Source organism: Aliivibrio fischeri ATCC 7744 = JCM 18803 = DSM 507 (genome assembly GCF_023983475.1).
GTDB lineage: Bacteria > Pseudomonadota > Gammaproteobacteria > Enterobacterales > Vibrionaceae > Aliivibrio > Aliivibrio fischeri.
Window position 1 is genome coordinate 120,343 of record NZ_CP092712.1, and the last position, 25,667, is coordinate 146,009.

A 25,667-nucleotide genomic window follows, 5' to 3' on the forward strand; every position below is an offset into this window, starting at 1 on the left:
TTTCTTTATTATCAGTATCTTAGGTTTATATCTATTCGTAATGTAGAGTATTACCCGCCACTTTACTCGCCAGTTGATTTCGATGGTTATCGTTTATTTTTAGTCTTTTAATTTTGGATCAGAGTTATTTTTGAATATACGAGATGGGAAGTCATGCAATACCGTTGCTGTTAAGCGGAGGTGATCGTAATTGTAGTATTCATTAACAGTGGGTTGTGTCGCTACTATGCCGTTGCATGGTGTTTTTTTAGTCTTGAATTTGTCATTAAATGGCATGTGATCTGATTGTAATTCCGATTCATTAGTTTCATTTTTCTCAGGTGTAGTTTCGGTTTGAAGAGTAGAGTATTGTTCTTCTTTTTTGAATTGTTGTTCTTGATGTTTTATAAGTTTAAATAGCATTGACTCTAATCTTTCAAATTTTGCGTTAGTGAAATTAGCCAGAGTTTCTATTTTTTCAATGATTTGATTGTCTACTTGTTCTTCTTGGCGGTTGTTAGAAATAGAGTCTATTTCTACAGGAATTTTAACACTTCTTTCTGGCATGTCTGATCGTGTTTTCTTTCTTATTTCTTGTGTTATTTCTTTTCTGAGTTCTTTCTCTAATGCCTGTCTTATATCTTGATGTTTACCATATTCATTATAAATTAAATCAAGGATTGTATCTTTGATTGTGGCCTTTTTACCTTTGAGGTTCTTTAAAGATATTAGCTTATCGTATTCAACATTTGTTAGTTCGATGTTAATCTGTTTGTGGTTTTCAAGTTGTTTAAGTTTCTTCCTCCAAGCAGACATTACATTTTTTCTGATCCTCTTATCGTCTTCACTACCATGTTGAAGATCCTCAAAAAACAGTTCAAACAGAGCTTGTGATTTTTCTTCTCTAATTCCTTTTATGTTAGGTATTGAAATATCAGATTCTGGCTTTCTAGTACTGTCTAAGAAGTACTTTGTTAACCATGATCTATCATCTTTATTGTTCCAATTAAAGCCAACTAACGTGTTGTTCATTGTTGTATATCTCTTTTTAAAAAACTTATTTAAGGTATTATACAAGCCTTTGATATTAACTAGTATCTATTAAAACTAGTATTTCGTTGTTAATAATTAACAGGGTGTATATATGGATTTTAATCCTAGTTTAGTTGGATATATATTATCTAGTATAGAGGGGCTTAGTCCTGAAGGGCGTTTTTTATTGTTGTGCTTACTTTATGAGTACAGTATAGAAAATAAAGAAATAGATATTTCAGTAAAACAGCTTACTAGTAAGTATGGCGTGACAAGGACTGTTTGTTCGGAAGTATCGAAATTTTTGTCGTTACCTAAAAATAAATTAGGACAAATAAGACGTTCAAAAGTACGGTGCTGTGAGTTTGATTCAGTTTCGTTAAGCAAGTTTAGTTCTGATTTTGATAACGGACAGTATGGCAATGTTCATCATTTTACGGTTGTTGATTTGTTAACAAAAAAGTCGACGGTAAATGGTGTTAAAAATGAATGTGACTTAAGCGTGTCAAATTTATTACTCTTAATTATTCTATTAATCCACTCTGATAGTTCAGGCTCCGTTGAGAGGTTGAGTAAAGCCAAAATTAGAAAAATGATGGGTGGAATATCTTCTGACCGTTTAAAATCTCAGTTGAAAAAATTAAGTGAAAAAGGTTGTTTGTTTATTAGTTGCAGTGGTGGCAGCGGTCGAAAACTGTTTGGTAAAGTATCTAACAATTACATTCTAAATTGTGTCTCTATTAAGCCCAAAGAATACTCTTTGAATGAAGCGGAATCTGTTCGTGTTTCTTCTGATCAATTCTATTTGATTTTAGAAAAGTTAGAGGCAGTTGTTCGCAAGCTTCATTTTGTTAGATGCCCTAAGGGTTGGAAAAAAAATGCAGAGTGGAATGATTTATTTATACTGTTTGGAAGTGATCTCGATGCTTCTATGAGGATAATGAACTTAATCTTGAATAAGTGTGAATGCATCATATCTGTACTTTTGACTGAATGTTGGAGTGAGATCAACGATGACTTCATTTTTACTAATTATGACCTTTTGAATCATTCTCGAATAAAGCCATTGATGCTAGGGAGTAGTTTGTTTTCTCTGAGTGTTACACGCGATGAATTTAGTTTTGATGAGTCTAATCTTACCTCAAAGGAAATAAGTGATAGGAAGCGTGAACAACGTGAAAAAGTAGAAGGTTTTAGATTAAAAGAGATAGTTACTCCCAACTCATTGAAGCAATGGGGTGATAGTCATGGTATTGATAACAAATCATTGGATTCTCAAGCACATCTATTAATTGATTTTTTAGTTTCACAGTCTTTATGTATGGCGAAAGATATAAAAAATCTGATAGTTAATTGTTTAGGGTATGCAGATAAACCTGATTGGATTAATGTGATTTTTAATCACGCAAAGGTCAATGGTACTGTTGGCGACAATTGTCATATGACAATCGCATTGGCACTCTGTGAGCAAGTTGTTTTCTGTGAGGTAATCTCAAGGCGGTTAGCTCATAATGATGTTGAGAACGTCGTAAAGAACAAAATCTACGTTAGCATATAAGATAACGTCAGAGTGATTTCATTTCTGCTATCCAGTGAATGTCTAGGATGTTTTGGATTAATGCCCTTAACATCCTTTAGGTAAACACATTCGTGTAGTGTTGGATATAATATTATATGTTCTTTATATACTCTCTTAACTATATATTCTTTATTACAGTATTCTCTTAACTATATGCTCTTTCTTAATACACACTAACCATGCTACCTACTGATACCTTCCTAGTCATACTCATTAATTATTTGATTAACGTTAATCCTTATCACCAATAAAAAATAATCTATTCAACTATTCCTTTGATACTAACTTTGAAGGAATAACAACATGACTAATCAATCATATCCATACTCACTGTATAACCAAGGCGAAGGCTTAAATCCTCAATACTTAACCACTTTAGATAATACTGTGCAGGATATGCTAGACGACCACACAAGAGTCTTTGCTTTAAGAGTAGATTTACACTTACCTGATAATGACCTAATCAATCAGTATAGATTAATGACTCGTTTTATTAGTTCACTTAAAGCACAACTCAAAGCCTATGAATTAAAACGTAGTAAGCTAGGTACTCGTATTTACCCTAATACCCTACGTTATGTATGGGCGAGAGAAACAGGCTCAGAGAACGAACTAGAGCACTACCATTTATTATTACTATTTAATAAAGACGCTTATCACTTATTAGGAAGTTATCGTGTAGCTCACACATTAGCGAATCGAATACAGCAAGCGTGGTTTAGTGCATTAGGTGAAGCGGTAGCGAGTGAATCAGGATTAGTACACTTCCCTAAGAATGGCTGTTATTACATTGATGGTAATTCACCTGATTATGAAGACCAATTAGACGAGTTGATGTATAGAGCCAGTTACTTGTGTAAGAAACAAACCAAAGTCATTTCATCTAGAGTGCGTTCATTTGGTGCTAGTCCTCGTATTGTCGTAAAAAGGGCTTTTAGTTAATAATATATTATCTAAATCATTAGGAGGCGTAGCGAGCTTCCTAAGCCCCATATCTCCTTGTTTATGCGTTACTTATCACAAAACAAATCATTACTCATATCACTAATTCGGCATGAGACACTAGATGCCCCTACGGATTGTACGTTTCTCTTTTATTGTTATTACGTTAGGTAAATAAAATGAGTGAACAAGCAATGTGGTTCTATGAATCAAAAGGTAAAAGGGAAGGGAGTGTATCCACTACTGAGATAATTGAATTGATTAACCAAGGAGTTATTCATCAAGGAACTCAAGTGTGGAAAAAGGGAATGACTGAATGGGTAACATTAGAAGACAGTGAATTAGCTCAATACTTAGAAGATGTGGCACCACCACTAAGCAGTAATGATGTACCACCATTACAAACCGTCTTAACCCCTAAGTCTAATGAAGAAAGTTTTAGTGCTAAGTTCGCTAGTATTTGGCGTTTTATCTATGCGCCTACTTTTGCCGCTATCGTGACATACCTTGCGTCTTATCTAATTAAAGGTAATAGCTGGCAAGCGTTTGGATTATGGTCAACATCGGGTATGGCTGTGATTTCACTATTCATCATTCTTGTTGCATGGGCAGAAGACTTATGGCGATTTAAGAAGTCAGCCAATTACACAGGTTGGTCTTGGTGGTGGTTATTTGCACCTTGTTATATTCATGACCGTATGGGTAAGCAATGGAAATGGACGATAGGACTAATCATCTTATCGTTAGTTTGTAACCTAATAGCGTCTGCGGCTATTGCATTACATGGTGATGGGTACTTTGATGAGAATGATGCATATAACTATCAGCCACAATCTAACGTTCAAGTTGGTGGGATGGATTTGAATACTATCGAATTAGAAACGTATTTGAATACTACTAATACCGATGCAGCAATGACAGGGCATATTAGTGTTGCCATGCTTGATGATGTTACTTATCGAATTTCTTATTCTAATCTGTGCGGCTCTCATGGATGTGACTACAGCTACCTTAAATCAGCGCAAGATGGTGGTTACTGCTACGTGTTAGGTAGTAGTGATGAACAAGCGATAGCGGCTACACAATGCAGCTCAACGCCATTTAGATTGACATATAACTAAACACAATGGGAAGCGATTAGGCTTCCCATTTTTTTATAGCTATCTAAAACGACAACCAAATTACGTGACGTACAACCAAGAAAAATACTTTGGTTATTTTACCTAGTCATTCAGTTAAAACGAACTTGCATTTTAGATTAACATTTGAGTGTGATTTAAAAGAGAAGAATAACGAATGAAAGAGTGGGATGAAAAATTAGAGAAGTTTGTTGAGCCAGTAGATGAAGCAACACCAAAGTTTGTAAATGCGTATTTTCCATGGAATGAAGAATTAGCTAAAGCGGCTAAAGTCGATGTGCCGCATTATGAGCCAGTAAAGGAGAAGCAAGCTAAAGCGGCCGAGTTTGAGTATTCAATTGAAATTGCGTGTGCTCAAGATGAGCTGAATACCTATCAGGTAGGTGTATTCTCTTTGGGTAAGACTAAAGAAGAAACCAATATATCCGCATGGAATAAAACTCAAAATGAGAAAGGTTTTACTCTGTTAACGGCTAGTGTGAATGTGGATGAGTTAAAAACTCTCAATAGAGAGTTCTTTATCTCAAGTGGCAGTGCCATGGTATTTGATGACGTAAAACCTATTAAGCAAGGCGCAGCTCATGCTACGGAGTCATTCATTCCAGTAAAACCCGCCGTTCAAGTTGGTGAACGTCTTGGGTGGCCTACTGAAGGATACTTTTATCATTTCATTGATGATGCGTTAGTGCATGAATATAAATTAATGGGAGATGGTAAGTGGGCATTTCAAGTTACTCAATCTACAGAGCACCATTTAACTGATGAATTGCTATCAGAGCATGAATACAGTTTTATTCTATTGCCTTGGAAAATAAGTAATACCGTTGTTGCTCGTCAGCACTTACTTTACCTTTCACAGAAAATGACCACACAACAACTTGAAGAATTAACGGCGCAGTGGATTGATGAAAACGCTTGTTTACTTAATGTAAATGCCATTGTACAAGCAAAAGAGGAAGAGAAGCTCACTCGAGAGAAACAGAGTAGCAATGAAACCACTTATGTTATCCAATCGGGTGATACGTTATCTGGCATAGCTAAGCACCAAGGGTTAACGTTAAATCAGCTAGTTGAACTAAACCCTCAATACAAAGGCAAAGAAGACCACATTCAAGCCGGTGAGTCGCTTGTTATTGAAACGACAGAGGCTCAAGCCTCGTCTACCTCTGAGCATACCGTTAAGGTAAATCCTGAAACAGGTCAACGTGAAACATGGGGCGAGATAGCGACCCAATACGGACTTGCAGCCAAAGCATTATTAACTTTAAACCCACTGTATGAGCAAGACCCTACTTCATTAAAAGTGGGTGATACATTATTGATTAATAAAACGGAAAGCGAGCAATCAATAACTCAACAGCGTGAAACTTTACCTCCAAAACCCATTCAAGATGTTGGTCAAGCGGTTAGCTTTGCTAATGCGTATACCACACAGGTTGAGCGAGAACTCAGGCATGGGGTTATTGCCGTGTTAGAAGACAGTGCGGTACCTCAACGAACACCCGTTGTGAATGTGTGCAAAATGGAGCCTGAGCGTACGTTACGTATTGGTGTTTTCTTTGATGGTACAGGTCAAAACAATCCAAATGATGCCTATAAAGAAAAATGGGGCAATAAATCACGTACTAACGTAGCGAGACTATTTGAGGCGTACCCTGAAAAAACAGGTGAATCATACGCAATTTATGTTTCAGGGGTCGGTACTGTGGATGGCATTGATTCTTCGGCAGGAAGAAACCCTATTATTGATGCCGGTGACGACGAGAAGTCTTTAGCACAAGCCTTTGGGGTGTTTGATGATACAGGAGCCTTTAGGAAGTGGCAGTCGTTGCTTGGGCGACTAGCTTCAATTTTAAAAGGATTAGAACAAAACGAGCTATATTCCAAAATTAATCACATTGAATTTGATGTCTTTGGCTTCAGTCGTGGTGCTGCTTTGGCTCGTCATTTTATTAATGCGGCACTAGAAGGTGTACCTGATTATTTAAATCAGGAAAAAACGAATAATCCTGTTGATATCTACCCAAACTTACTGGGAAATGAATCTCATGAAGCATTTGATAAAGATAATGACGATTTTTACTCTATTGATAAGACGCGCCGTGTCTCGATCCGCTTCGCTGGCCTATTTGATACCGTTGGCTCGTTTTATATGGCAGGTAACAACGACGAAGGTAACTTCACTTTGGGTCTTAAAAAGAATGCTGCAAAAACAGTTTTCCAAATTTGCGCTAAACATGAGTACCGCAAGAACTTCCCATTAACCGCATTAGATGATGGGAAAAATGGAGTTAATGCGTTTGCTAATGTGGAGGAGTCATTCTATCAAGAGGTTTTTCCTGGGTGTCATACCGACATCGGTGGCGGTTATCCATCCAAAGAGCAATATGGACGCACTGATTTACCTGAACGATTAAATCGCCCAGTAGATTCAACTTACAACCGTAGATTGATGACAGATAACACTATTGATTATCAAGTAAAATACAAGGATGAATTAAGGTCTATTCCTCCAAGAGATAAACCTATTTTTATCATGAAGAAGCTCGAAGAGGAAAATGCTCGCTGGGCAAAAGAAGTGAATGATAACGAAGGGATATATGGTGAAGTTAAACAAGTTGGTAGAGAGTTTCTATATTACCAATTCACACCAATTAGCAACGCTCTGTCAGGATTAGCTCTGGAGCGAATGAAACAACAAGCAGAAGCGAGCGGCATTGAATGGGAGCATGATGAATTCCCTCCTTACCCTGACTATGAGAATGATGACAATATAGCTAAATCGCTATGGGATGAGTTAAAAGGAAAACCACTTGGTAGCATATCGATGTTTGATTGGGAAAATAAAGAGGATGATTTATTAGACGGCTATATTCATTTACCTCATGATGCTTTAGTCAATGCAGGGTATGATTCCTTATATGAAAAAATAGTCAACTCAGTCACGTACAACGACAAAGACCAATTACAACGTAAGGTATTTAGTAATGAATAAATTAAAATTTGGGTTGTTTTTCTCTATGCTGCTTTCATTAGTGGCTTGTGCCAATGATGATCCATATACCGTTAAAGTTGGGTATACCAACGGTACAACATCAGGTAGGCATGGTACAGGAGATATAATTGTTACAACGCTTTCTGGTGGAATGGTAAATTTTGCAATGGGTGCAATTGGTACTTATCCAGGGAAAATGTCAACGGGTGGGAGAATGGATGCACCAGCTCATATCGAAGGCGACTGGGCAAAGGGAAATCCAGAGCCAAACAGCGGATACATTTCTTATCATCGAATTTCAGCAGATATCCCTAAAGAGGCTGAGGCAAAAATGAAGTTAATGGATAACTATTATCAAAACTTTGATAGGAGTTATGGTTCGATGCAAGTGATTGTTGATGGACCACGAATCAGAGTTTTTTATACTAAAGAATGTTTTAGTAAATTTGATGATTGTACACCTAAGAAAGGAATAGATCCGAATGGTTGGGTCATTAAGTCACCAAAGAATACAACGGATGTAGTGGTTCTCTTTGATGGTATTGGTGAGTCATCCCAAACGCCTTTTCCGAATACCGAATTTGTCGATTTAGATAAAAGAAGAGAGTTTTATAGTAATTAGGCTTTGCATCTAAGGTGCGTTGATAATTTAAATTGAAAGCTAAGTGTACTTACACACTTAGCTTTTTTATTATCTGAATAAACTTAAGAACCTTTTAAATTCGTTAGTTAAATGTCCACGTCCAATCACCGCTATTGGTACGAACAGTCGCTTCAATAATATTACATATCTTTGATGGTGAGAACATGCGCTTTTCACCCATTTTCATTGTATACGGTAACGCTATTTGACGACCGTTGGGGTAACGTAATTTTTCTACGGTAGTTAATCGAACTTTACCGTTTTGACAATCACCTTGGTTAAGAACAATATTCTTAATTACAACGTTATTATCACGTGCCGTTGCACGTAATACTGAAGCGTTACCACGGTATTCTTTATAGATTTCTAGTGGTGCTGCGGTAGTTACAGGTGCTGCGATAAATAAAGCTAGAGCTACGATAAGTGTCTTTTTCATGGTGTTTCTTCCTTAATGGTATTGGTTATCTTATTTTTCCAATGCGTTTTCACATTGAAGGTGGATGGGTATTCAAAGGTGAACGTTGATACGCTCACTGCATTGATGTGTTCAATGGCTATGATTTGGGTTTCCAATTGCTCATTGATGTATTGCCCTATGACTAATTCAATTTTTGAGTGGTGGTGAATTAACCCTAACGGCATAACATACAAGGCTGCGGTTTCATGCAGATGCAAGGTAAGCCAGTGATTGTGATAAAGAGCCGTGTTTATTTTTTGAAAGTTCTCCTCATGGGTTTGGTGTGGTAATTGACTGCTTATCTTTTTAAGCCATTGTCTTTCCTTAGTGGTACTCGCTATTGAAGACAGAGAGCGTCGAGCGTCTTCAAATCGGTTCTGTAATGCTTTTAAAAGACTTGCTGGTGTTAGGTGAATGAAATGCTCATTCGCTAACTGAAAGATAAGAGCGTCTCTTGGTGGTATGGCGTGATGGTGCAATCTGTTTTGATAACCATAAGGTTTGCTGCGGTCATCTTTCTCAATTAAATTAAGCTCCACCAATACATTGAGATTGCGCTGTATGGTGCGCGTATCACGATGTATGTCCCTTTCGATTAATTGGTTTCTAATCTCTTTGGTGGTGGTTTTAAAGTGATGAGGAACGAGCTGATATATCTCAAACACAACAGATAAGTGCTCTTGAGTACTAAAGCGTGTTTGTTTAGTCATGGGTAAATGCTCAGTGATTACTGATTATCTGAATTAGCAATGAGGGTAATGTCATCAAGGGTGTAGCCACGTCTGAGTAGTTCATCCGTAGCAATCTCTTTGGTTTGTGTTGATGTGCTGGTTTTGATTAATTCAAATAGCTCATGAATGAGTTTGGTTTGGATGGTGTTTCGATTGATGGTTGGCATAGTGATGACTCAAATAATGATTTTCCTTAGAGTGTAAATAGCCATTGGGCATCAAGCGTCCAATGCGGTTTTAATTGATAAAATAAGAGAGGAGGCCGTTTAGCCTCCTCGTCGTTTTTATGCTTTTCATTCGGGAATACTCATTTCTCCCAATGGTACGTACTGTGATTTACTGCGAGACGTTCCAAAGGTGATTTTCTCAACACACCAACCATGATAAAGATAATCCACATCCGTTAAGCCTGAGCCTTGCCCTATGCCGTAGTTATTACGGTGCTCACAGCTTTGCTCTTTGTCATTTAGAAATACCGTATCAGGGTTATTCAAACAGGCTTTACGGAGTTCAGGAAATAATCGTCTGGTATGGGGTGACCACGCTAAAATAATAGTGCGAAGGGTTTTAGTATGATGCTCTCCTGAATACGGCTCACTGCGTTCTTTATCGTATTCGGTGTAAGTGGCTACGATCACGCCTTTCGCCCATTCAGGTATGACTAGAGCCGCTTGAAATGCCTTTTCCTTAGCTTGATGGGCTTGCCATTCTTTTTCTTCTTGCTCACGTTTGGCTTGCTCTTTATCTCGCTCTTGTTGCTTGGCAAGTTCAGTGGCTTTGATGGTTTGAATTCGAGCATTAGTCACAAATACAGTATCAAAGCGATAGGTTCTAATCAGTGCGATTAATTGTTGATGTTCAGCATCATTACGTAACCATGGCTTATCTACATCGAGGTGATGTTTCTCATGGTACTCAAGGGTACTAAGACAATGATCAGCAAAGCCTACGTCATTGCCACCACAACCTAAATCCAATCGGCATTGGTGCTCATCCCCATTTTCAAACGTCACCGTCACATTGGTTTTGTCGTAACCGCCTAATGGATTTTGTTTAGCTACGTCTAGTGCTTTACGTTCAAAGTCCATAAAGTCATACAACTGGCCTTCATTGAACTCATTGGATTCAGACCAATTGACTAAGACAGAGAAGGGATTAAGGGAGGGTGTTATTTGTTTATTCATGAGTTAGTTATCCTGATTTTTAGGCATAAAAAAACCGCAATCAAAAGGCTGCGGCATGATCTGTGTGATATTGAAGTGAAAGGAAGGTGATTAAGATACGTTGATTTCTATTTCGTCATACATCCCCATAGAGGCATAAGCTAGAAAGTTATGCTCCCATAAGCGGTACAGTTCAGCGGCATTCGCATTGTTTTTAATGGATGAATAATCCCTTAAGTAGCTGGCAAACCATTCTTCACTTAGAAAATCAAAATCTAATTCTTTAGCTAACTCTGGATAATGATTACCCACAAAAGTAAAATCAGTGATGTAGGCGTATCGCCATGTGTTATCCGCCTCTTTGGTTAGTGCAATTTCAACAGGGTGAAAGCCACCGTTTTCAACACTGTAGTTTTTATCTCGAAAGTTAAAGATGACACTATTTGTTTCCTCTAAACCAGAATGCAACTCAGGGTGCTGATTAAGTACATCAACAAGGCATTGGTTTAACTTGCTTGATACTGGCAACAACGTCTGGATCAGGTTAGTGGTGGTAATGATGGTTTGTAATTCAGACACGATGTGTCCTCCTATGATTGAAATAAGATAATAGTTTGGTAAAACGAATTAAGGTTGGATGGGATTAAGTGCGTATTTCGTTAGCTGAAATATCATCGAAATGTTGATTTCTGAGTTGACGACAAAAGGCGAGAGCCCATGAAGTAAATAAGTCGATGACTTGCGGCCTTGCAAGCTCACAGCCTTGAATGTCAGGTTGATAGAACCAACCACGTTTAAAGTTAAAATACAGCTCAGGTGCAACGTTTGGACTGTGTTCATCGGGATAAGAAAAGCTGGCAATAAACACCAATTTCCAAATATGGCGATTATCTTCGTCTCGCTCAAAACGCATTTCTACAGGGTGCAATCCCTCACGTCGATGGTAATAGCTGGTGTCTCTAAAATTTACAGACAGTCGATTGATGTCAGTACGAAGTGAAAAACTATCAAGTACCACTTCAAGATGACGATGCAAACTTTTAGGTAATGCTAGGTCTTTACCGTGAACCACTAATTCTCTTTTCATTAGATAAGCCCTCGCTCTGCAAAAGAGACACAAGGTGAGCCAACCACCACATGGTCAAGTACTCGAATATCTAGCAGATTTAATGCGTCCACCAATTTAGTGGTAATGCGTTTATCGCTCCCTGATGGCTCGGCAATACCTGAAGGGTGGTTGTGAGCAAATATCACCGCCGCAGCATTGGTTTGTAATGCCGCCTTTGCAACTTCACGAGGGTACACACTGGCAGAATCCACCGTTCCATAGAACAACTCTTGATAACTAATCAGTTGATGTTGGTTATCCAAAAACAGTACTGCAAACACTTCACGCTCTTGATGGCCTAATTTCATGGATAGGTAGTGTTTGGTGTGCTCAGGGTTAGTGAATGACTGCTCACGTTTGTATTGGTGTTCAAGTAACTCAGCGGCTTTCTCAAAGACTTGTAAGGCCGTCATAGGGGCAGTAGTGACGTAATCGGTTGAATGCATAATGGAACTCCTTGAAAGAATAGATAGGTATATACAAGGAGGTAATATGTGATTGAAATTATTTGGAAAAGTGGTGGATAGAGGTAGATGAGGTAAGGGGAAGCGAACCCAAAATAAAAAAGTATTTTGGAGAGGAATCTTTTGAACTTATAACTCAAAGGATAACCATCATGCGTTTTTTAAAACTAAAAGAAGTCATGGCATTAACGGCATTAGGTCGCTCAAGCATTTACAAATTCATGGAAGAAAACCGATTTCCTAAAAGCGTGTCGTTAGGTGATAGAGCCGTAGCATGGGTAGAAAGCGAAGTTGAAGAATGGATGCACGAGCGCCTAAGCCAGCGTGATGAAAAACAAGCTTAAGCCATCCTTCTAAGAACTAATCCACCACACCACATAAAAAAACAATTAAGGCTGGTCTACTAAGGCCAGCAAATCCAAATAAGGAAGTCCCCCCATGAGCAAAAATACTTATTCAATTTACATCGATGGCGCAGCTCCAAATAATCAAGGTGGTTGCATGAAAGGCGGTATCGGTATTGCGGTATACGATGAAGATAATGAGTTAATCGATTCATACTCAATCACAGTCAATAGAGCAACGGATAATGCAGAGCTAGAACTCATGGCATTAGTCGAAGGATTAGAATATGCCGCTGATGGCGATATCATTTATTCAGACAGTGAGTTCTGTGTAAAGGGCTACAACGAATGGCTTGATGGTTGGAAAGCAAAGGGATGGCGTAAAGCAAATAAAAAGCCAGTGGCTTATCGTCATTTATGGCAGCAAGTGGATGAGCTGCGTAGCGAGAAGTATGTAGAAGTGGTTAAAGTGAAGGCGCACAGTGGCATTGAAGGAAATGAAAAGGCCGACGAATTGGCATCAATGGCAGCCTACGGTGATGATGAATAAATAAAAAGCAACACGGATAAACGATAGCAACAAGATGGTGTTTTCTTTTCACCATCTTGTTACAGCATCGACAACTTAACAGAAGAACATTAGCTATAAAGGGCGGTTTGTTGATAGAATCGCGGCATTATGCAGTAATGGATATTCATTACATTGAGTGATTAATATCACTTATTAAACCTTTTTATCAGGATTAAATGTACCTATGAACAAACAACAATTAGCCGCAAAAATTTGGGAATCAGCAAACCAAATGCGTTCTAAAATTGAAGCCAATGAATATAAAGATTACATCTTGGGTTTCATCTTTTATAAGTACTTATCAGATAAGCAGTTGCAGTTCGTTAAGAAAGAAGAATTCTCGCCTGAAGATATCAAAGCATTAACAGAAGATGATATTGAAACCGTTGATTACATTAAGAGTAACATTGGTTATTTTATTGCGTATGACGATTTGTTTTCTACGTGGATTGAATCAGGTAAAGACTTTGATGTATCGGACGTAAGGGATGCGTTATCAGCATTTAGTCGCTTAATCAGTCCAGCTCATAAAAAATTGTTTGATGGTGTTTTTGAAACGCTACAAACAGGTTTAAGTAAGCTAGGTGAGAATGCGACCTCGCAAACAAAAGCCATTAGTCAGTTAATCCATTTAATCAAAGACATCCCAATGGATGGAAAGCAAGACTATGATGTGTTGGGTTTCATCTATGAATATCTCATCAGTATGTTTGCGGCAAATGCGGGTAAAAAAGCAGGTGAATTCTACACGCCACATGAAGTGTCGTTGTTGATGTCAGAAATCGTGGCTGAGCATTTAAAAGATAAGAAAGAAATTGAAATATACGATCCAACAAGCGGCTCAGGCTCTTTGCTGATTAATATTGGTCAGTGTGTAGCAAAACACATGGATGATGAAAATAACATCAAGTATTACGCTCAAGAGTTGAAACAAAATACTTATAACTTAACTCGTATGAATTTAGTGATGCGAGGCATTTTACCTAATAACATAGTGACTCGTAATGGCGATACATTAGAAGACGATTGGCCGTATTTTGATGAAAACGATAAAGTGAATTCTTACGATGCACTTTATGTTGATGCGGTAGTGTCTAATCCTCCTTATTCACAAAAGTGGGATTCAGAGAATAAAGAAACTGATCCACGTTATGCTCGTTTTGGTTTAGCTCCTAAAACAAAAGCAGATTACGCATTCTTATTGCACGATCTTTACCATATTAAACCTGATGGGATCATGACCATTGTATTGCCTCATGGTGTGCTATTCCGTGGTGGTGAAGAAGGGGCGATCCGTAAAAACCTAATCGAAGGCAATCACATTGATGCCATTATTGGTTTACCAGCAAATATCTTTTTTGGTACAAGCATTCCAACCGTTGTTTTAGTGCTAAAACAAAAACGCACGAATACGGACATCTTAGTGGTTGATGCTTCAAAAGGTTTTATTAAGGTTGGGAAAAATAACAAGCTGAGAGCATCAGATATTAAGCGTGTAGTCGATACTGTTATTCATCGAGAAACTAACGCTAAGTTTTCTAAAGCGGTAAGCCGTGATGAAATACGTAAAAACGATTATAACCTTAATATTCCACGTTATGTTGATTCCTCTAAAGCGGCAGACAGTTGGGATATTTACGCTTCTATGTTTGGTGGTGTTCCTGAAAAAGAATTGAATGAATTAAGTTCGTTCTGGACAGCTTTCCCTAATCTTAGAGAGTCGCTATTTACTAAAACATCCAGTGATTATGCGGAATTGAATGTTGATGATGTTAAGAAGGCGATAACGGAACATTTTGATGTAAAAACATTCGGAACTACATTTTCTACTTCTTTTGCAGATTTTGGTAATCATCTTAAAAAAGAATTACTGGACAACGTGCAAGCGTTGAATATTGAGAAGACACAAACACGCTTAAGTCGTGATGTTTTCACTCGTCTAAAAGATATCTCATTAATTGATAAGTATGACGCTTATCAATTGTTTGATGATGAGTGGGAAAAGATATCAGGTGATTTAGAAATTATTCTTACTGAAGGTTTTAAAGCAACGAAAGTTGTTGAAGCCAACATGGTTATCAAGAAAAAAGCAGGTAAAGATACGGAAGTTCAAGAGGGATGGCTTGGTCGTATTATGCCGTTTAACTTAGTACAGAATACGTATCTGAATGCTGAATTGTTGAAGTTACAATCTAAAGAAAACCGCCTTGCTGAAATCACAAGCGAATATGAAGAAACGCTAGATTCATTGAGTGAAGAAGAAAAAGACTCAGAGACAGTGAATGAAGCTAAAACAGGTTTTGTAAATTCAGTGGTAGTTAAAGAAGCTAAGCAATTTAAAGCGGGTACGAAGAAAAGCATTACGTATGCAGATGACTCTTATGAAGCAAAAATCATCAAAATAGATGCACTCATTACTGAAGAAAAAGCCGTTAAAAAATACGTAAAAACGGAAGCGGCAAAATTACACCTGAAAACCAAAGAAACCATTGAAAAGCTAACCGATGAACAAGTATATGAATTGTTAGAGTTAAAATGGATACAACCACTTGTAACGTCTATTAATAAGTTACCTACAGTGCTTATCCATAATTTGACGACTAAAGTACAAGCCCTTGCTGAAAAGTATGCGGTTACTTATGCTGATGTAGCTCAAGAGATAAAAGAAACAGAAGGCTCTTTATCTTCATTAATTGATGAACTTACAGGCAATGAATTTGACATGAAAGGTCTTAACGAATTTCAATTATTTTTAAAGGGTGCGTCAGATGAGTGATAATAAGAACGTGCCTGATATTCGTTTTAAGGGGGTTAGTGGGGAGTGGGAGCATTTTTCTATTGAGTACTGCTCCAGTTTGATAACTAAAGGTACTACTCCAATGACCATAGGTAGGAGTTTCGTTGATAGTGGTATTTCTTTCGTAAAAGTCGAATCAGTAGATGAAATAGGCAATATAAATCAATCAAAGTTTGCATATATTGATGTTGAGACAGACCAAATTTTGGCAAGATCAAGAATTAAAGAAAATGATTTATTGATATCGATTGCGGGCGCTTTAGGAAGAGCTGCAATAGTAAAAAAAGAAATATTGCCAGCAAATACCAATCAGGCACTAGCTATTGTTAGATTAACAAATGATTCCCCTGTTGCAGTTGAATTTCTATATCACTTTACTAAAACTAAAGATTTTAGAGATTTTGTAGATGCTTCAGCTTCACAAGGTGCACAGCCGAACTTATCGCTTGGCGATATTTCTAACGTAAGAATTCTTGCCCCTAAGAAAGAAGAACAAACCGCTATTGAAACTTACTTCCAAAAACTCGATAGCCTAATCAACCTGCACCAACAAAAGCATGAAAAGCTCAGTAACTTGAAAAAAGCGATGCTAGAAAAAATGTTCCCCAAAGAAGGGAATAATGTTCCTGAGATTCGGTTTGAAGGGTTTAGTGGAGGTTGGATTATTACAGGTTTAGCAAGTGTTGCATTAGTAATAGATCCGCATCCAAGCCATAGGGCACCTGATGCTATAACTGATGGAATTCCGTTCTTAGGAATAGGTGATCTTTCAGAAGATGGAAAAATAAGCCTGAAAAATGTTAGGCATGTTCATCACAATATTTACGATGAACATTCGGTTAGATATAAGCTCGAAAAAGGAGACTTTGCTTACGGCAGAGTTGCGTCGATTGGTAAAATAATAGATCTGACAATAAATATTGATAAGAAATATACATATTCGCCAACAATGGCATTAGTCAAGCCTTTTAAATTAAATTCAGAATATCTTAAAAGTTATCTTAAAACGAATGTTTTTAAAAACATAGTAGAAAACAAAACAACAGGATCTACTCGAAAATCACTAGGAGTTCAGAATTTTAGAGAACTACCTGTATGTTATCCAACCGATAAAAATGAACAAGAAAAAATAGGTTCTTATTTCCAAAAATTAGACAAGCTAATTGCTCTTCAAAAGCAGCAATTAGAGAAGCTTAAAAACATAAAAAAAGCCTGTTTAGATAAAATGTTTGTGTAATGTTTTCATCGTAACTAATTAAAAGAAGAATAATAAAATGACATATACATCAGAAGCTGAGTTTGAAGCAGCCTTAATCGTTGAGCTAGGTAAAAAAGGATGGGAGAAAACAGTTTTAAAGAATGCCACAGAAGCAGACTTACTTAAAAACTGGGCTGACATTCTTTTTGAAAACAACAGAGACATTGACCGTTTAAATGATACGCCCCTCTCTGATGGCGAAATGCAGCAAATCTTAGAGCAAATCACAGAGCTAAGTAGCCCACTGAAACTCAATGGTTTTATCAATGGTAAAACCGTAGCAATTACTCGTGATAACCCTGATGATAAATTACATTTGGGTAAAGAAATTAGCCTTAAAATATATGACCGTCGTGAAATTGCGGCTGGTCAAAGTCGTTATCAAATAGTGCAGCAACCAAGATTCAAGAGTAAATCTAAAATCTTGAATGATCGTCGTGGCGATCTTATGTTGTTAATTAATGGTATGCCAGTCATCCATGTTGAGTTGAAAAAAAGTGGTGTTCCTGTCAGTCAGGCATACAACCAAATTGAAAAGTATTCAGATGAAGGCGTATTCACTGGCATATTTTCATTGGTTCAAGTGTTCATTGCAATGGAGCCTTTAGAAACGGTTTATTTTGCAAATCCTGGAAGTGATGGTCATTTTAATAAAGACTTTTATTTTCATTGGGCTGATTTCAATAATGAAGCCATAAACAACTGGAAAGACGTTACAGCTACATTACTCTCTATCCCTATGGCACATCAACTTATTGGCTTTTATACCGTTGCAGATGATTCTGATGGTGTTTTGAAGGTAATGAGAAGTTATCAATACTTTGCCGCTAATGCGATATCCGACAAAGTATCAAAAGCGGATTGGAAGAGTGCTAATTTATTGGGTGGGTATGTTTGGCATACCACTGGCTCAGGTAAAACAATGACCAGCTTTAAGTCAGCACAGTTAATCGCTAACTCTAAAGATGCTGATAAAGTCATTTTTCTTATGGATAGAATAGAGCTTGGTACGCAATCTTTGACTGAGTATCGAGGTTTTGCTGATGGTAGTGAAGACGTACAAGGCACAGAGAATACAGGTGTTTTAGTATCTAAACTGAAAAGTGAAGATCCAGCTAATACGTTAATTGTTACCTCTATTCAAAAGATGAGTAATATTCATGATGAGGAAGAAGGACTTAAGTCTAAGGATATTGAGCTAATTAATGCAAAACGAATTGTGTTTATTGTGGATGAGGCTCATCGTTCTACTTTTGGTGATATGTTAATTATCATTAAAGCAACTTTTTCTTCAGCTATGTTTTTTGGTTTTACAGGAACACCTATTCAGGACGAAAACCAAAAGAAAATGAATACAACTTCAAGTGTGTTTGGTGATGAATTACATCGTTATAGTATTGCTGATGGGATCAGAGACAAAAACGTATTAGGTTTTGACCCATACAAAGTTATGACATTCAAAGATAAAGATTTAAGAAAAGCAGTCGCGTTAGTAAAAGCAAAAGCAAGTGATGAAAAAGAGGCGATTGATGATCCTAAGAAAAAGCGTGTTTATTATAAATACATGGACTCTTCACAGGTTAAAATGGCTGGTTATCTTGGTGCTGATGGAAAATATGTAAAAGGGATTGAAGATTATCTCCCATCGTCTCAATACGAAACTAAAGAGCATCAAACTAAGGTCATTGATAGCATTTTAGGAAATTGGTTAACTCTTAGCCAAAATGGAAAGTTCCGCGCTATTTTTGCTACAAGCAGTATTCCTGAAGCAATAACCTATTACCGAATGCTTAGAAAAAAAGCCCCTGATTTAAAAGTGACAGCGTTATTCGATCCTAATATTGATAATGGCGGCAATGTTAAGATTAAACAAGACGGGCTGGTTGAAATTATAAGTGATTATAATGAACGATATGAGCAAGAGTTTACCCTTGCGAGTTATGCTAAATTTAAAAAAGATATTGCAGCAAGATTAGCAAATAAAGACCCATATAAAAAGATTGAAAGAACACCTGAAAAGCAAATCGAATTATTGATTGTTGTTGATCAAATGCTAACAGGTTTTGATTCTAAATGGTTGAACACGCTATACATGGATAAAGTGCTGAGATATGAAAATATCATTCAAGCGTTTTCTAGGACTAACCGTTTATTTGGTCCTGATAAACCTTTCGGTACTATTTGTTATTACAGATATCCGCACACGATGGAGCAGAATATCAATAAAGCCGTTGAGTTGTATTCAGGTAACAAACCAATAGGATTGTTTGCAGATAAGCTTGAGTATAACTTGGGTAAAATGAATGAAATTTATAAAGATATTGCTGAGTTATTCAAAAATTCAGGGGTTGTTGATTTCACAAAATTACCATCAGATCGTTCAGTGTGTGGGAAGTTCGCTTCACTTTATAAAAATCTTAATGCTTACTTAGAAGCCGCTAAGATCCAAGGCTTTAAGTGGAGTAAGTTGACGTATGATATTGTTGATACTGATCGTTCGGTAGATCTGATTTTTGATGAGAATATTTATCTTATCCTAGCTCTTCGTTATAAAGAACTGTCTAATACGGGTGGTGGTGATGGCGGTGATTCAAGCTCTATTCCTTTTGATATATCAGGGCACTTAACTGAGATTGATACAGGGCTCATTGATGCTGAGTATATGAACACACGGTTTGATAAATTCCTGAAGACGTTAGAGCAAGAGGGAGTAGACAGCGATCAAGTTCAGCAAACACTTGATGAGTTGCATAAGTCGTTTGCTTCACTTACACAAGATGAACAAAAGTATGCAAATATGTTTATTCATGATGTTCGTCGAGGTAACGCCATTTTTGACGCTGGGAAAACATTTCGAGAGTACATAGCTGAGTATCAATCGAAAGCGAAGAATGCTGAGATTTATAACATTGTTCAGGTTTTAGGTTTAGATGAAAGTAAGCTTAGAAGTATCATGAATACGAACGTGACTGAATCTAATATTAATAGCTATGGTCGATTTGATGATCTGAAAAGTAGCGTTGATAAAGTGAAAGCCAAAGCCTACTTTGAAAAAATAGAGGGTAATCCAATTCCTCCTTTTAAAGTAAATATCAGAGTTCAAGCATTACTTCAGAGCTTCATTACCAGTGGTGGTTTTGAAATATAGGCGATGAGTTGTAATTACTTTTTTGCTCGTTTATTTGTCATCATGTGTATGTGTTAATAAAAGGCTCCTTCGGGAGCCTTACTTATGTGTAAAGTATTTCTAAATTTAAAGGCTATTATGGATACTAAATTCGTATGTTTGGAGTGCGTTAATAATACTTATCTCCAAAATGAAATGAAGAGATCTGATGTAAAAGTATGTCATTATTGTAAGCAGCAACAGCCATGTATGACGATTGAAGCTTTGACTGATTATGTACATACCGCACTTAAAAATCATTTTATGATTACACCAACAGAACCTGAGCCTTGGGTATCAGCAATGATGAATGATAAAGAATATGATGGTGATGGATGGTATCGTGATGGAATGGATCTTTCTGAGACTATCGAGAGCCTCTTAGAGTGCGATGAAGAGTTAAATGACGATATTATTGCTGCTTTATCTAGTAGATTATATGAAATTTCTGGTTTCGATGAGTATGATGAAGATCCGCTTTTTGAGGCAACTGTCAATAAAAGTATTGAGTGGGAAAGGAAATTATATGATTTAGAACACTCAATTAAAAGTGAAAGTCGATTTTTTAATCGTAAAGTTGAAGAAACGCTGGATGATATTTTTGATGGGTTAGAACATTTAACAACTCGTAAAGGGGACTCTGTATTGATATGTGCAGGCCCAAAAAGTAAACAAATTCATAGTTTATTTAGAGCTCGTGTTCACAGTAGCAGTGAATCATTGCAGCAAACGTTATCTTCTCCCGAAAAAGAACTTGGGCCACCCCCAGCAAATATTGCAAGTGCAGGGAGGATGAATGCTCGTGGAATATCTGTATTTTATGGCGCTCTAGATCAACACACCGCTATTTCTGAGGTACGACCCCATGTTGGAAGCTATGTTGTTGTTGGTAAATTTGATTTAGTTAAACCACTTACATTAATAAATCTATCTGCTTTGCAAGAGATAGTTAAAAGTAGATCTGAACTATTAGACCCTAATACATATAGATTGGAACAACAGGCTATATTTTTGGAACAATTGAGTAAAAAAATATCAAAGCCAATACATCCACATGAAATCGAACTAGAATATATTACAACTCAAGTTATCGCTGAATATCTTGGAAAAAAATTTGATGGTTTAGTATTTAAATCCGCACAACATTTAGATGAAAATTTTAATGTGGTATTGTTTCATTCATCCTCTTTAGTTGAACAAAACAACCCTAAATTCCATCAAGATATTAGTGTGCATTTTTTTGACTATTGGGATTCAGAAAAAATGTCTCCAAGAGTAACTATATGGGAAGAACGATTTAAAGGGCGTATAGTTCAGCATTTACATACAGACCCTTTTGTTAATAAGGTTGTTCCTAGCTTAAAACTAGATCGAGATAATATTTTTGTTTCCGAAATTCAAGGTATCACTTATAAGAGCTCTTCAGAAAAAGTCTCGTTTAATACTTATGAAAAAAAAGAGGTTGATGAATTTTAGTTAGAGTGAATACGTAATAGAGGCTCCTTCGGGAGCCTTATTTATGCCGCTTAGCCAACCAAAGATAAACACTTCATTCCTGATATAGATAAGCTTCCTTTCGATGATTCCTCAATATGTCCACTCCACCACTTCATCATCGATATTCTTCGTTCAAGATAATCAGTACGGTTATAAGCCGCACGTACTTGACTGTCATCTACGTGAGCAAGAGCAGCTTTAATAAGGTCTGATTCAAAGCCTTGTTCATTTAATAATATCTCATTCGTAAGTACGTTAGATAACAATAGAATGGATCTTCGTAGCTAATTTATCTAAGGCTTCTTTTCGTTCCTCTAAGTAATCATACTGGTCATAAATTCCTTCTACACCTTTCAACTTATGATTAAGGCAACGTTCAGCAATATGACCTTGAGTTCCTTGTCTTGCTAATAAGGTTCGGCAGGTTCGACGTAAGTCATGAACAGTAAAGTGCGGAATATCCCCCATTACATTTTTAGGTTGTTTTTTCTTTCCTGCTTCATGTCCAAATAATTTTGTGATGGCTCGGTTTAACGTATCAGACCCCATGTGCGGTTTTTTACTGATCTTTCGACTAGGAAAAACATAATCAGAGTCGAATCCAATAATTTTTAATTCCTCAAACCATGCCTGAACTTCAATAGCTAAAGGAATAGTGAAAGCAACATTAGTTTTACTTCGTTCTTTAGGTAGATGCCATAATCCCTTTTCTAGTTCAAATTCATCCCATCTTGCTTCACATAATTCAGATTTTCTTACCCCTAAACAGATTAATAAAGCACAAGCTAAATAGTTAGAACGACTAAAACTTTCTTTATGTTTACGAGCGGTTGAAAAAAATTGATTTAACTCATCTTCATTTAAAGCTCGAATTTTATTTTTTTCTACACCACCAGCATCTCTGAAAGTAAATGCAGATGCAGGGTTAAAATTCATAAGGTCTAATTTAATACCATGATTAAAAAGCTGCTTACTATAACCTAGAGCATCATTAGCAATCGTTGGGCGACCAGAGTCATTGATCGTATTTATGACTTTACGGATGTCTCTTGCGCTTATTTGATCTAACTTAATATTTCCAATATGAGGAGCAATATCTTTAAGGTAAATTCGTTGAGGTATCGTTGGGTATTTTAGGCGTTTAACTAGAGTTGGATACCAATCATGAAAAAGATCATTAACGGTTTTTATATTCTCTTGTTCAGCTCGTTGGCGCTGGATTAGAGGATCTGCACCTTCACGTAATTGCTTCATCTTAGTTGCGGCATCTAATCGAGCGTCAGCTAAAGATATATCGATGACTTTACCTAGAGTCATTTCTCTGCGTTTTTTATTTGCACTGTAGCGAAGCATCCAAGAAGAATGACCAGATTTAGGTACGACAAGGTAAAGGCCATCACCATCAGCATAACGGTTTGGTTCTCCTTTGATAAGAGCTTGTACAGATTTACTTGTTAATTTTCCCATGATAAAAGTTACCCACCACTGTATAGTGTGGCTAGTATAGCACACCCACCACTTCACCCACCAGTAGGTGGTGGGTATTAGTGAATAGCGGTGGATGCTAATGGACTTTTGTTTGTCTTAATATATTGTTTTTAAATGTATTTTTATTTCGCGCTGAACACTTCTGGATGCTATTCAATATTCTGAATTTGCTCACGCATTTGTTCGATAAGCACTTTCAGCTCAACACCAGATGCAGTGATGTCTGTGCTGATTGATTTAGATGCTAGCGTGTTGGCTTCACGGTTAAACTCTTGCATCATGAAATCCAGTTTACGACCACATGCGCCGCCTTTTTTCATAATACTGTTTGCTTCTTTAACGTGAGAATCTAAACGATCGATCTCTTCAGCCACATCCGATTTTTGAGCTAAAAGGATCAACTCTTGTTCAACACGAGAAGAATCCAGTTCAATTTTCGCATCTTCAAATTTAGTCAGAAGACGGTTGCGTTGCCATTCTAGGATTTCTGGCATGCGAGCACGAACTTTTGCTGCTTCTTCAGTAATAGCATCTAAGCGTTGTACGATAAGTGCTTGCATGTTTGCACCTTCACTTGCACGAGCTTCAATGAAGTCATTTACTGCTAGTTCAAAGTGCTCAAGAAGCTCTTTATTAATCGCATCGAAATCTTGCTCAGGAGCTTCCATTACGCCTTGCCATTGCAGAACTTGGAAAGGGTTAATGCTGCCTTCGCCTGATTCTGTTTTTACCCATTGCGCCGCTTTAATCACTTGGCGAGCTAAATCTTCATTAATTTTTAGTTCGCTGTTTGCTGCATTGTTTGCTTCAAAACGTAGGTGACATTCTACTTTACCGCGAGCAAGACGCTTACGGAAACGCTCACGAAGAACAGGTTCTAAGCCACGGAACTGTTCTGGCATACGGAAATAAGTTTCTAAATAACGTTGGTTTACTGAGCGGATTTCCCACACAGCGTTACCCCAATCTGCTTTTACTTCGCGGCGTGCATAAGCCGTCATACTGTAGATCATGTAAGCGTCCTCAAATCATCAATAGGAAGGATGATGAATAAAATATCGCGATACTATAACAGATAAGCGCAATAGTGAGTAACTAGAGAAACAGGAGCTATGCTTTATTCTTGGACTTGGGTATAATCGGCGACAATTTGTCATAATCAAGGTATCTGCCATGCGTCCTAGCGGAAGAACAGCTCAGCAAGTCCGTCCAATTACACTTACTCGTAACTTTACTGCACACGCAGAAGGTTCAGTATTAGTTGAATTTGGTAATACAAAAGTAATTTGTACTGCAAGTGTTGAAGAAAACGTTCCTCGCTGGTTAAAAGGCAAAGGGAAAGGTTGGGTAACCGCTGAGTACGGTATGTTACCTCGCGCAACACACACTCGTAATCGCCGTGAAGCAGCAAGCGGTAAACAAGGTGGTCGTACGATGGAAATCCAACGTTTGATCGCTCGTAGTTTGCGTGCAGCCGTTGACCTAGAAGCACTAGGTGAACAAATGATCACAGTTGACTGTGACGTTATTCAAGCTGACGGTGGTACTCGTACAGCATCTATTACTGGTGCAAGTGTGGCGTTAGCTGACGCAATTAATCACATGATTGCTACGGGTAAACTAAAGTCGAACCCAATGAAAGGTCATGTAGCGGCGGTTTCTGTTGGTATCTACAACGGCGAAGCAATTTGCGACCTTGAGTATCTAGAAGACTCAGCAGCAGATACAGACATGAACGTTGTCATGATGGAAGATGGCAAAATGATTGAAGTGCAGGGCACGGCAGAAGAAGCGCCGTTCTCTCACCAAGAATTGTTAGACATGCTGGCTCTGGCGCAACAGGGCATCAATGACATTATTGAGAAGCAGAAAGCGGCATTGGCCGAATAATTGATTTTAATAGCTCCTAATTTAGGGGCTATTTTTTTATGTGTTTTTAAGAGCAGGGACGAGAACGCTGTGCTCCGAGAATTGAGGACGGACTTCGTCCTAAAGAAAGAGCAGGATTCAGGACGCTATATTTGCAGGTTTCACAATACAGTTCCTCCCCTTGTTCACTAATGTTACTTGGTAGTAACTGTTGATATAAGGGGAGGCTAGGAGGGGTTGTAAATGATGAGGTTTGGTTTATTTGAATAACGTAAAAACAACATAACCAACCCCCTCTAGCTCCCCCTTGTATTAACTATGTTGATCTCATGGCAGTAGTGATAAAGGGGGAGAATTATTCTTTGTCGCTGTGATAACAGTATTCGTCTCTGAATCTTGAAAGCGTAGCGACTTGAAACCTGTTATTACCAATTTGAAAGTTATA

The 25,667-nt window shown here is 37.5% G+C and carries 22 protein-coding genes and 1 pseudogene; 12 read left to right on the forward strand and 11 right to left on the reverse strand.

Annotation, left to right across the window (positions count from 1 at the left end):
- Positions 1-99: 99 nt before the first annotated feature.
- The gene (locus AVFI_RS00505; RefSeq protein ID WP_188863317.1) at positions 100-1,011 is read right to left on the reverse strand and encodes a hypothetical protein; all 912 of its coding nucleotides are present in this window, start codon (positions 1,009-1,011) and stop codon (positions 100-102) included.
- Positions 1,012-1,123: 112 nt separating this feature from the next.
- On the opposite strand from AVFI_RS00505, the gene AVFI_RS00510 reads away from it, so the two are divergent.
- The 5 genes from AVFI_RS00510 (at position 1,124) to AVFI_RS00530 (ending at position 8,288) form a co-directional block, all read left to right on the forward strand.
- A complete protein-coding gene (locus AVFI_RS00510) occupies positions 1,124-2,569 on the forward strand; it encodes a hypothetical protein (RefSeq protein ID WP_188863316.1) in 1,446 nt (481 codons plus the stop codon).
- A gap of 324 nt (positions 2,570-2,893) precedes the next feature.
- The gene (locus AVFI_RS00515) at positions 2,894-3,532 is read left to right on the forward strand and encodes an inovirus Gp2 family protein (protein WP_054775400.1); all 639 of its coding nucleotides are present in this window, start codon (positions 2,894-2,896) and stop codon (positions 3,530-3,532) included.
- A 179-nt stretch (positions 3,533-3,711) separates the two neighbouring features.
- Positions 3,712-4,653: a DUF4339 domain-containing protein gene (locus tag AVFI_RS00520; RefSeq protein ID WP_054775401.1), complete on the forward strand. Its 942-nt coding sequence runs from the start codon at positions 3,712-3,714 to the stop codon at positions 4,651-4,653.
- 175 nt (positions 4,654-4,828) lie between these two features.
- Positions 4,829-7,666, forward strand: a complete 2,838-nt coding sequence (locus AVFI_RS00525) for a phospholipase effector Tle1 domain-containing protein (RefSeq protein WP_188863315.1) — start codon at positions 4,829-4,831, stop codon at positions 7,664-7,666.
- Positions 7,659-8,288 carry a hypothetical protein gene (locus tag AVFI_RS00530; RefSeq protein ID WP_054775406.1) on the forward strand — a complete coding sequence of 210 codons (630 nt, stop codon included), beginning with the start codon at positions 7,659-7,661 and terminating at the stop codon, positions 8,286-8,288. The genes AVFI_RS00525 and AVFI_RS00530 overlap by 8 nt, the downstream gene beginning before the upstream one ends.
- Positions 8,289-8,391: 103 nt before the next feature.
- Here AVFI_RS00530 and AVFI_RS00535 read toward each other — a convergent pair whose 3' ends face one another.
- The 7 genes from AVFI_RS00535 to radC all read right to left on the reverse strand — a co-directional run bounded on the left by AVFI_RS00535 (position 8,392) and on the right by radC (position 12,214).
- Positions 8,392-8,745 (reverse strand): hypothetical protein, encoded by a 354-nt coding sequence (locus tag AVFI_RS00535; protein WP_054775407.1) that lies wholly within the window; start codon positions 8,743-8,745, stop codon positions 8,392-8,394.
- A complete protein-coding gene (locus AVFI_RS00540) occupies positions 8,742-9,476 on the reverse strand; it encodes a hypothetical protein (protein WP_188863314.1) in 735 nt (244 codons plus the stop codon). The genes AVFI_RS00535 and AVFI_RS00540 overlap by 4 nt, the downstream gene beginning before the upstream one ends.
- Before the next feature lie 17 nt (positions 9,477-9,493).
- On the reverse strand, positions 9,494-9,664 hold the full coding sequence (locus AVFI_RS00545; protein ID WP_155654533.1) for a hypothetical protein: 171 nt from the start codon (positions 9,662-9,664) through the stop codon (positions 9,494-9,496).
- A gap of 126 nt (positions 9,665-9,790) precedes the next feature.
- A complete protein-coding gene (locus AVFI_RS00550; protein ID WP_054775409.1) occupies positions 9,791-10,681 on the reverse strand; it encodes an LPD25 domain-containing protein in 891 nt (296 codons plus the stop codon).
- A gap of 90 nt (positions 10,682-10,771) precedes the next feature.
- On the reverse strand, positions 10,772-11,239 hold the full coding sequence (locus tag AVFI_RS00555; protein ID WP_054775410.1) for a DUF2787 domain-containing protein: 468 nt from the start codon (positions 11,237-11,239) through the stop codon (positions 10,772-10,774).
- A 64-nt stretch (positions 11,240-11,303) separates the two neighbouring features.
- Complete coding sequence (locus tag AVFI_RS00560; RefSeq protein ID WP_054775411.1) at positions 11,304-11,747, reverse strand: DUF2787 domain-containing protein; 444 nt, start codon at positions 11,745-11,747, stop codon at positions 11,304-11,306.
- Positions 11,747-12,214, reverse strand: coding sequence for a RadC family protein (radC, locus tag AVFI_RS00565; RefSeq protein WP_054775412.1), 468 nt, complete (start codon positions 12,212-12,214; stop codon positions 11,747-11,749). The genes AVFI_RS00560 and radC overlap by 1 nt, the downstream gene beginning before the upstream one ends.
- A 170-nt stretch (positions 12,215-12,384) precedes the next feature.
- Between radC and AVFI_RS00570 the strand changes: the two genes are divergently transcribed.
- The 6 genes from AVFI_RS00570 (at position 12,385) to AVFI_RS00595 (ending at position 21,844) form a co-directional block, all read left to right on the forward strand.
- Positions 12,385-12,576 carry an AlpA family transcriptional regulator gene (locus AVFI_RS00570; protein WP_063647114.1) on the forward strand — a complete coding sequence of 64 codons (192 nt, stop codon included), beginning with the start codon at positions 12,385-12,387 and terminating at the stop codon, positions 12,574-12,576.
- Positions 12,577-12,670: 94 nt separating this feature from the next.
- Positions 12,671-13,126, forward strand: a complete 456-nt coding sequence (locus AVFI_RS00575) for a ribonuclease HI (protein ID WP_054775414.1) — start codon at positions 12,671-12,673, stop codon at positions 13,124-13,126.
- 205 nt (positions 13,127-13,331) lie between these two features.
- On the forward strand, positions 13,332-15,923 hold the full coding sequence (locus tag AVFI_RS00580) for a type I restriction-modification system subunit M (protein ID WP_188863313.1): 2,592 nt from the start codon (positions 13,332-13,334) through the stop codon (positions 15,921-15,923).
- Complete coding sequence (locus tag AVFI_RS00585; RefSeq protein ID WP_199414885.1) at positions 15,916-17,181, forward strand: restriction endonuclease subunit S; 1,266 nt, start codon at positions 15,916-15,918, stop codon at positions 17,179-17,181. Before AVFI_RS00580 ends, AVFI_RS00585 begins: the two co-directional genes overlap by 8 nt.
- A 37-nt stretch (positions 17,182-17,218) precedes the next feature.
- Positions 17,219-20,350 carry a type I restriction endonuclease subunit R gene (locus AVFI_RS00590; protein WP_188863312.1) on the forward strand — a complete coding sequence of 1,044 codons (3,132 nt, stop codon included), beginning with the start codon at positions 17,219-17,221 and terminating at the stop codon, positions 20,348-20,350.
- Between the two features lie 84 nt (positions 20,351-20,434).
- Positions 20,435-21,844, forward strand: coding sequence for an RES family NAD+ phosphorylase (locus AVFI_RS00595; RefSeq protein WP_188863311.1), 1,410 nt, complete (start codon positions 20,435-20,437; stop codon positions 21,842-21,844).
- A 50-nt stretch (positions 21,845-21,894) separates the two neighbouring features.
- Here the strand turns inward: AVFI_RS00595 and AVFI_RS00600 are convergent.
- From AVFI_RS00600 to AVFI_RS00610, 3 genes and pseudogenes are all read right to left on the reverse strand, one after another.
- A pseudogene (locus AVFI_RS00600) lies at positions 21,895-22,098 on the reverse strand (integrase); the annotation flags it as partial.
- 22 nt (positions 22,099-22,120) lie between these two features.
- A complete protein-coding gene (locus AVFI_RS00605) occupies positions 22,121-23,332 on the reverse strand; it encodes a tyrosine-type recombinase/integrase (RefSeq protein WP_188863310.1) in 1,212 nt (403 codons plus the stop codon).
- A 170-nt stretch (positions 23,333-23,502) separates the two neighbouring features.
- Positions 23,503-24,366: a YicC/YloC family endoribonuclease gene (locus AVFI_RS00610; protein ID WP_005417008.1), complete on the reverse strand. Its 864-nt coding sequence runs from the start codon at positions 24,364-24,366 to the stop codon at positions 23,503-23,505.
- Between the two features lie 160 nt (positions 24,367-24,526).
- On the opposite strand from AVFI_RS00610, the gene rph reads away from it, so the two are divergent.
- On the forward strand, positions 24,527-25,243 hold the full coding sequence (rph, locus tag AVFI_RS00615; protein ID WP_005417011.1) for a ribonuclease PH: 717 nt from the start codon (positions 24,527-24,529) through the stop codon (positions 25,241-25,243).
- Positions 25,244-25,667: the final 424 nt, after the last annotated feature.

Coding starts and splice junctions, on each gene's coding strand:
- AVFI_RS00540 (WP_188863314.1), bottom strand. CDS start 9,476: ATGACTAAACAAACACGCTTTAGTACTCAAGAGCACTTATCTGTTGTG.
- AVFI_RS00515 (WP_054775400.1), top strand. CDS start 2,894: ATGACTAATCAATCATATCCATACTCACTGTATAACCAAGGCGAAGGC.
- AVFI_RS00510 (WP_188863316.1), top strand. CDS start 1,124: ATGGATTTTAATCCTAGTTTAGTTGGATATATATTATCTAGTATAGAG.
- AVFI_RS00575 (WP_054775414.1), top strand. CDS start 12,671: ATGAGCAAAAATACTTATTCAATTTACATCGATGGCGCAGCTCCAAAT.
- AVFI_RS00605 (WP_188863310.1), bottom strand. CDS start 23,332: ATGGGAAAATTAACAAGTAAATCTGTACAAGCTCTTATCAAAGGAGAA.
- AVFI_RS00545 (WP_155654533.1), bottom strand. CDS start 9,664: ATGCCAACCATCAATCGAAACACCATCCAAACCAAACTCATTCATGAG.
- AVFI_RS00570 (WP_063647114.1), top strand. CDS start 12,385: ATGCGTTTTTTAAAACTAAAAGAAGTCATGGCATTAACGGCATTAGGT.
- AVFI_RS00580 (WP_188863313.1), top strand. CDS start 13,332: ATGAACAAACAACAATTAGCCGCAAAAATTTGGGAATCAGCAAACCAA.
- AVFI_RS00585 (WP_199414885.1), top strand. CDS start 15,916: ATGAGTGATAATAAGAACGTGCCTGATATTCGTTTTAAGGGGGTTAGT.
- rph (WP_005417011.1), top strand. CDS start 24,527: ATGCGTCCTAGCGGAAGAACAGCTCAGCAAGTCCGTCCAATTACACTT.
- AVFI_RS00610 (WP_005417008.1), bottom strand. CDS start 24,366: ATGATCTACAGTATGACGGCTTATGCACGCCGCGAAGTAAAAGCAGAT.
- AVFI_RS00590 (WP_188863312.1), top strand. CDS start 17,219: ATGACATATACATCAGAAGCTGAGTTTGAAGCAGCCTTAATCGTTGAG.
- AVFI_RS00505 (WP_188863317.1), bottom strand. CDS start 1,011: ATGAACAACACGTTAGTTGGCTTTAATTGGAACAATAAAGATGATAGA.
- AVFI_RS00535 (WP_054775407.1), bottom strand. CDS start 8,745: ATGAAAAAGACACTTATCGTAGCTCTAGCTTTATTTATCGCAGCACCT.
- AVFI_RS00525 (WP_188863315.1), top strand. CDS start 4,829: ATGAAAGAGTGGGATGAAAAATTAGAGAAGTTTGTTGAGCCAGTAGAT.
- AVFI_RS00595 (WP_188863311.1), top strand. CDS start 20,435: ATGTGTAAAGTATTTCTAAATTTAAAGGCTATTATGGATACTAAATTC.
- AVFI_RS00530 (WP_054775406.1), top strand. CDS start 7,659: ATGAATAAATTAAAATTTGGGTTGTTTTTCTCTATGCTGCTTTCATTA.
- AVFI_RS00550 (WP_054775409.1), bottom strand. CDS start 10,681: ATGAATAAACAAATAACACCCTCCCTTAATCCCTTCTCTGTCTTAGTC.
- AVFI_RS00560 (WP_054775411.1), bottom strand. CDS start 11,747: ATGAAAAGAGAATTAGTGGTTCACGGTAAAGACCTAGCATTACCTAAA.
- AVFI_RS00520 (WP_054775401.1), top strand. CDS start 3,712: ATGAGTGAACAAGCAATGTGGTTCTATGAATCAAAAGGTAAAAGGGAA.
- radC (WP_054775412.1), bottom strand. CDS start 12,214: ATGCATTCAACCGATTACGTCACTACTGCCCCTATGACGGCCTTACAA.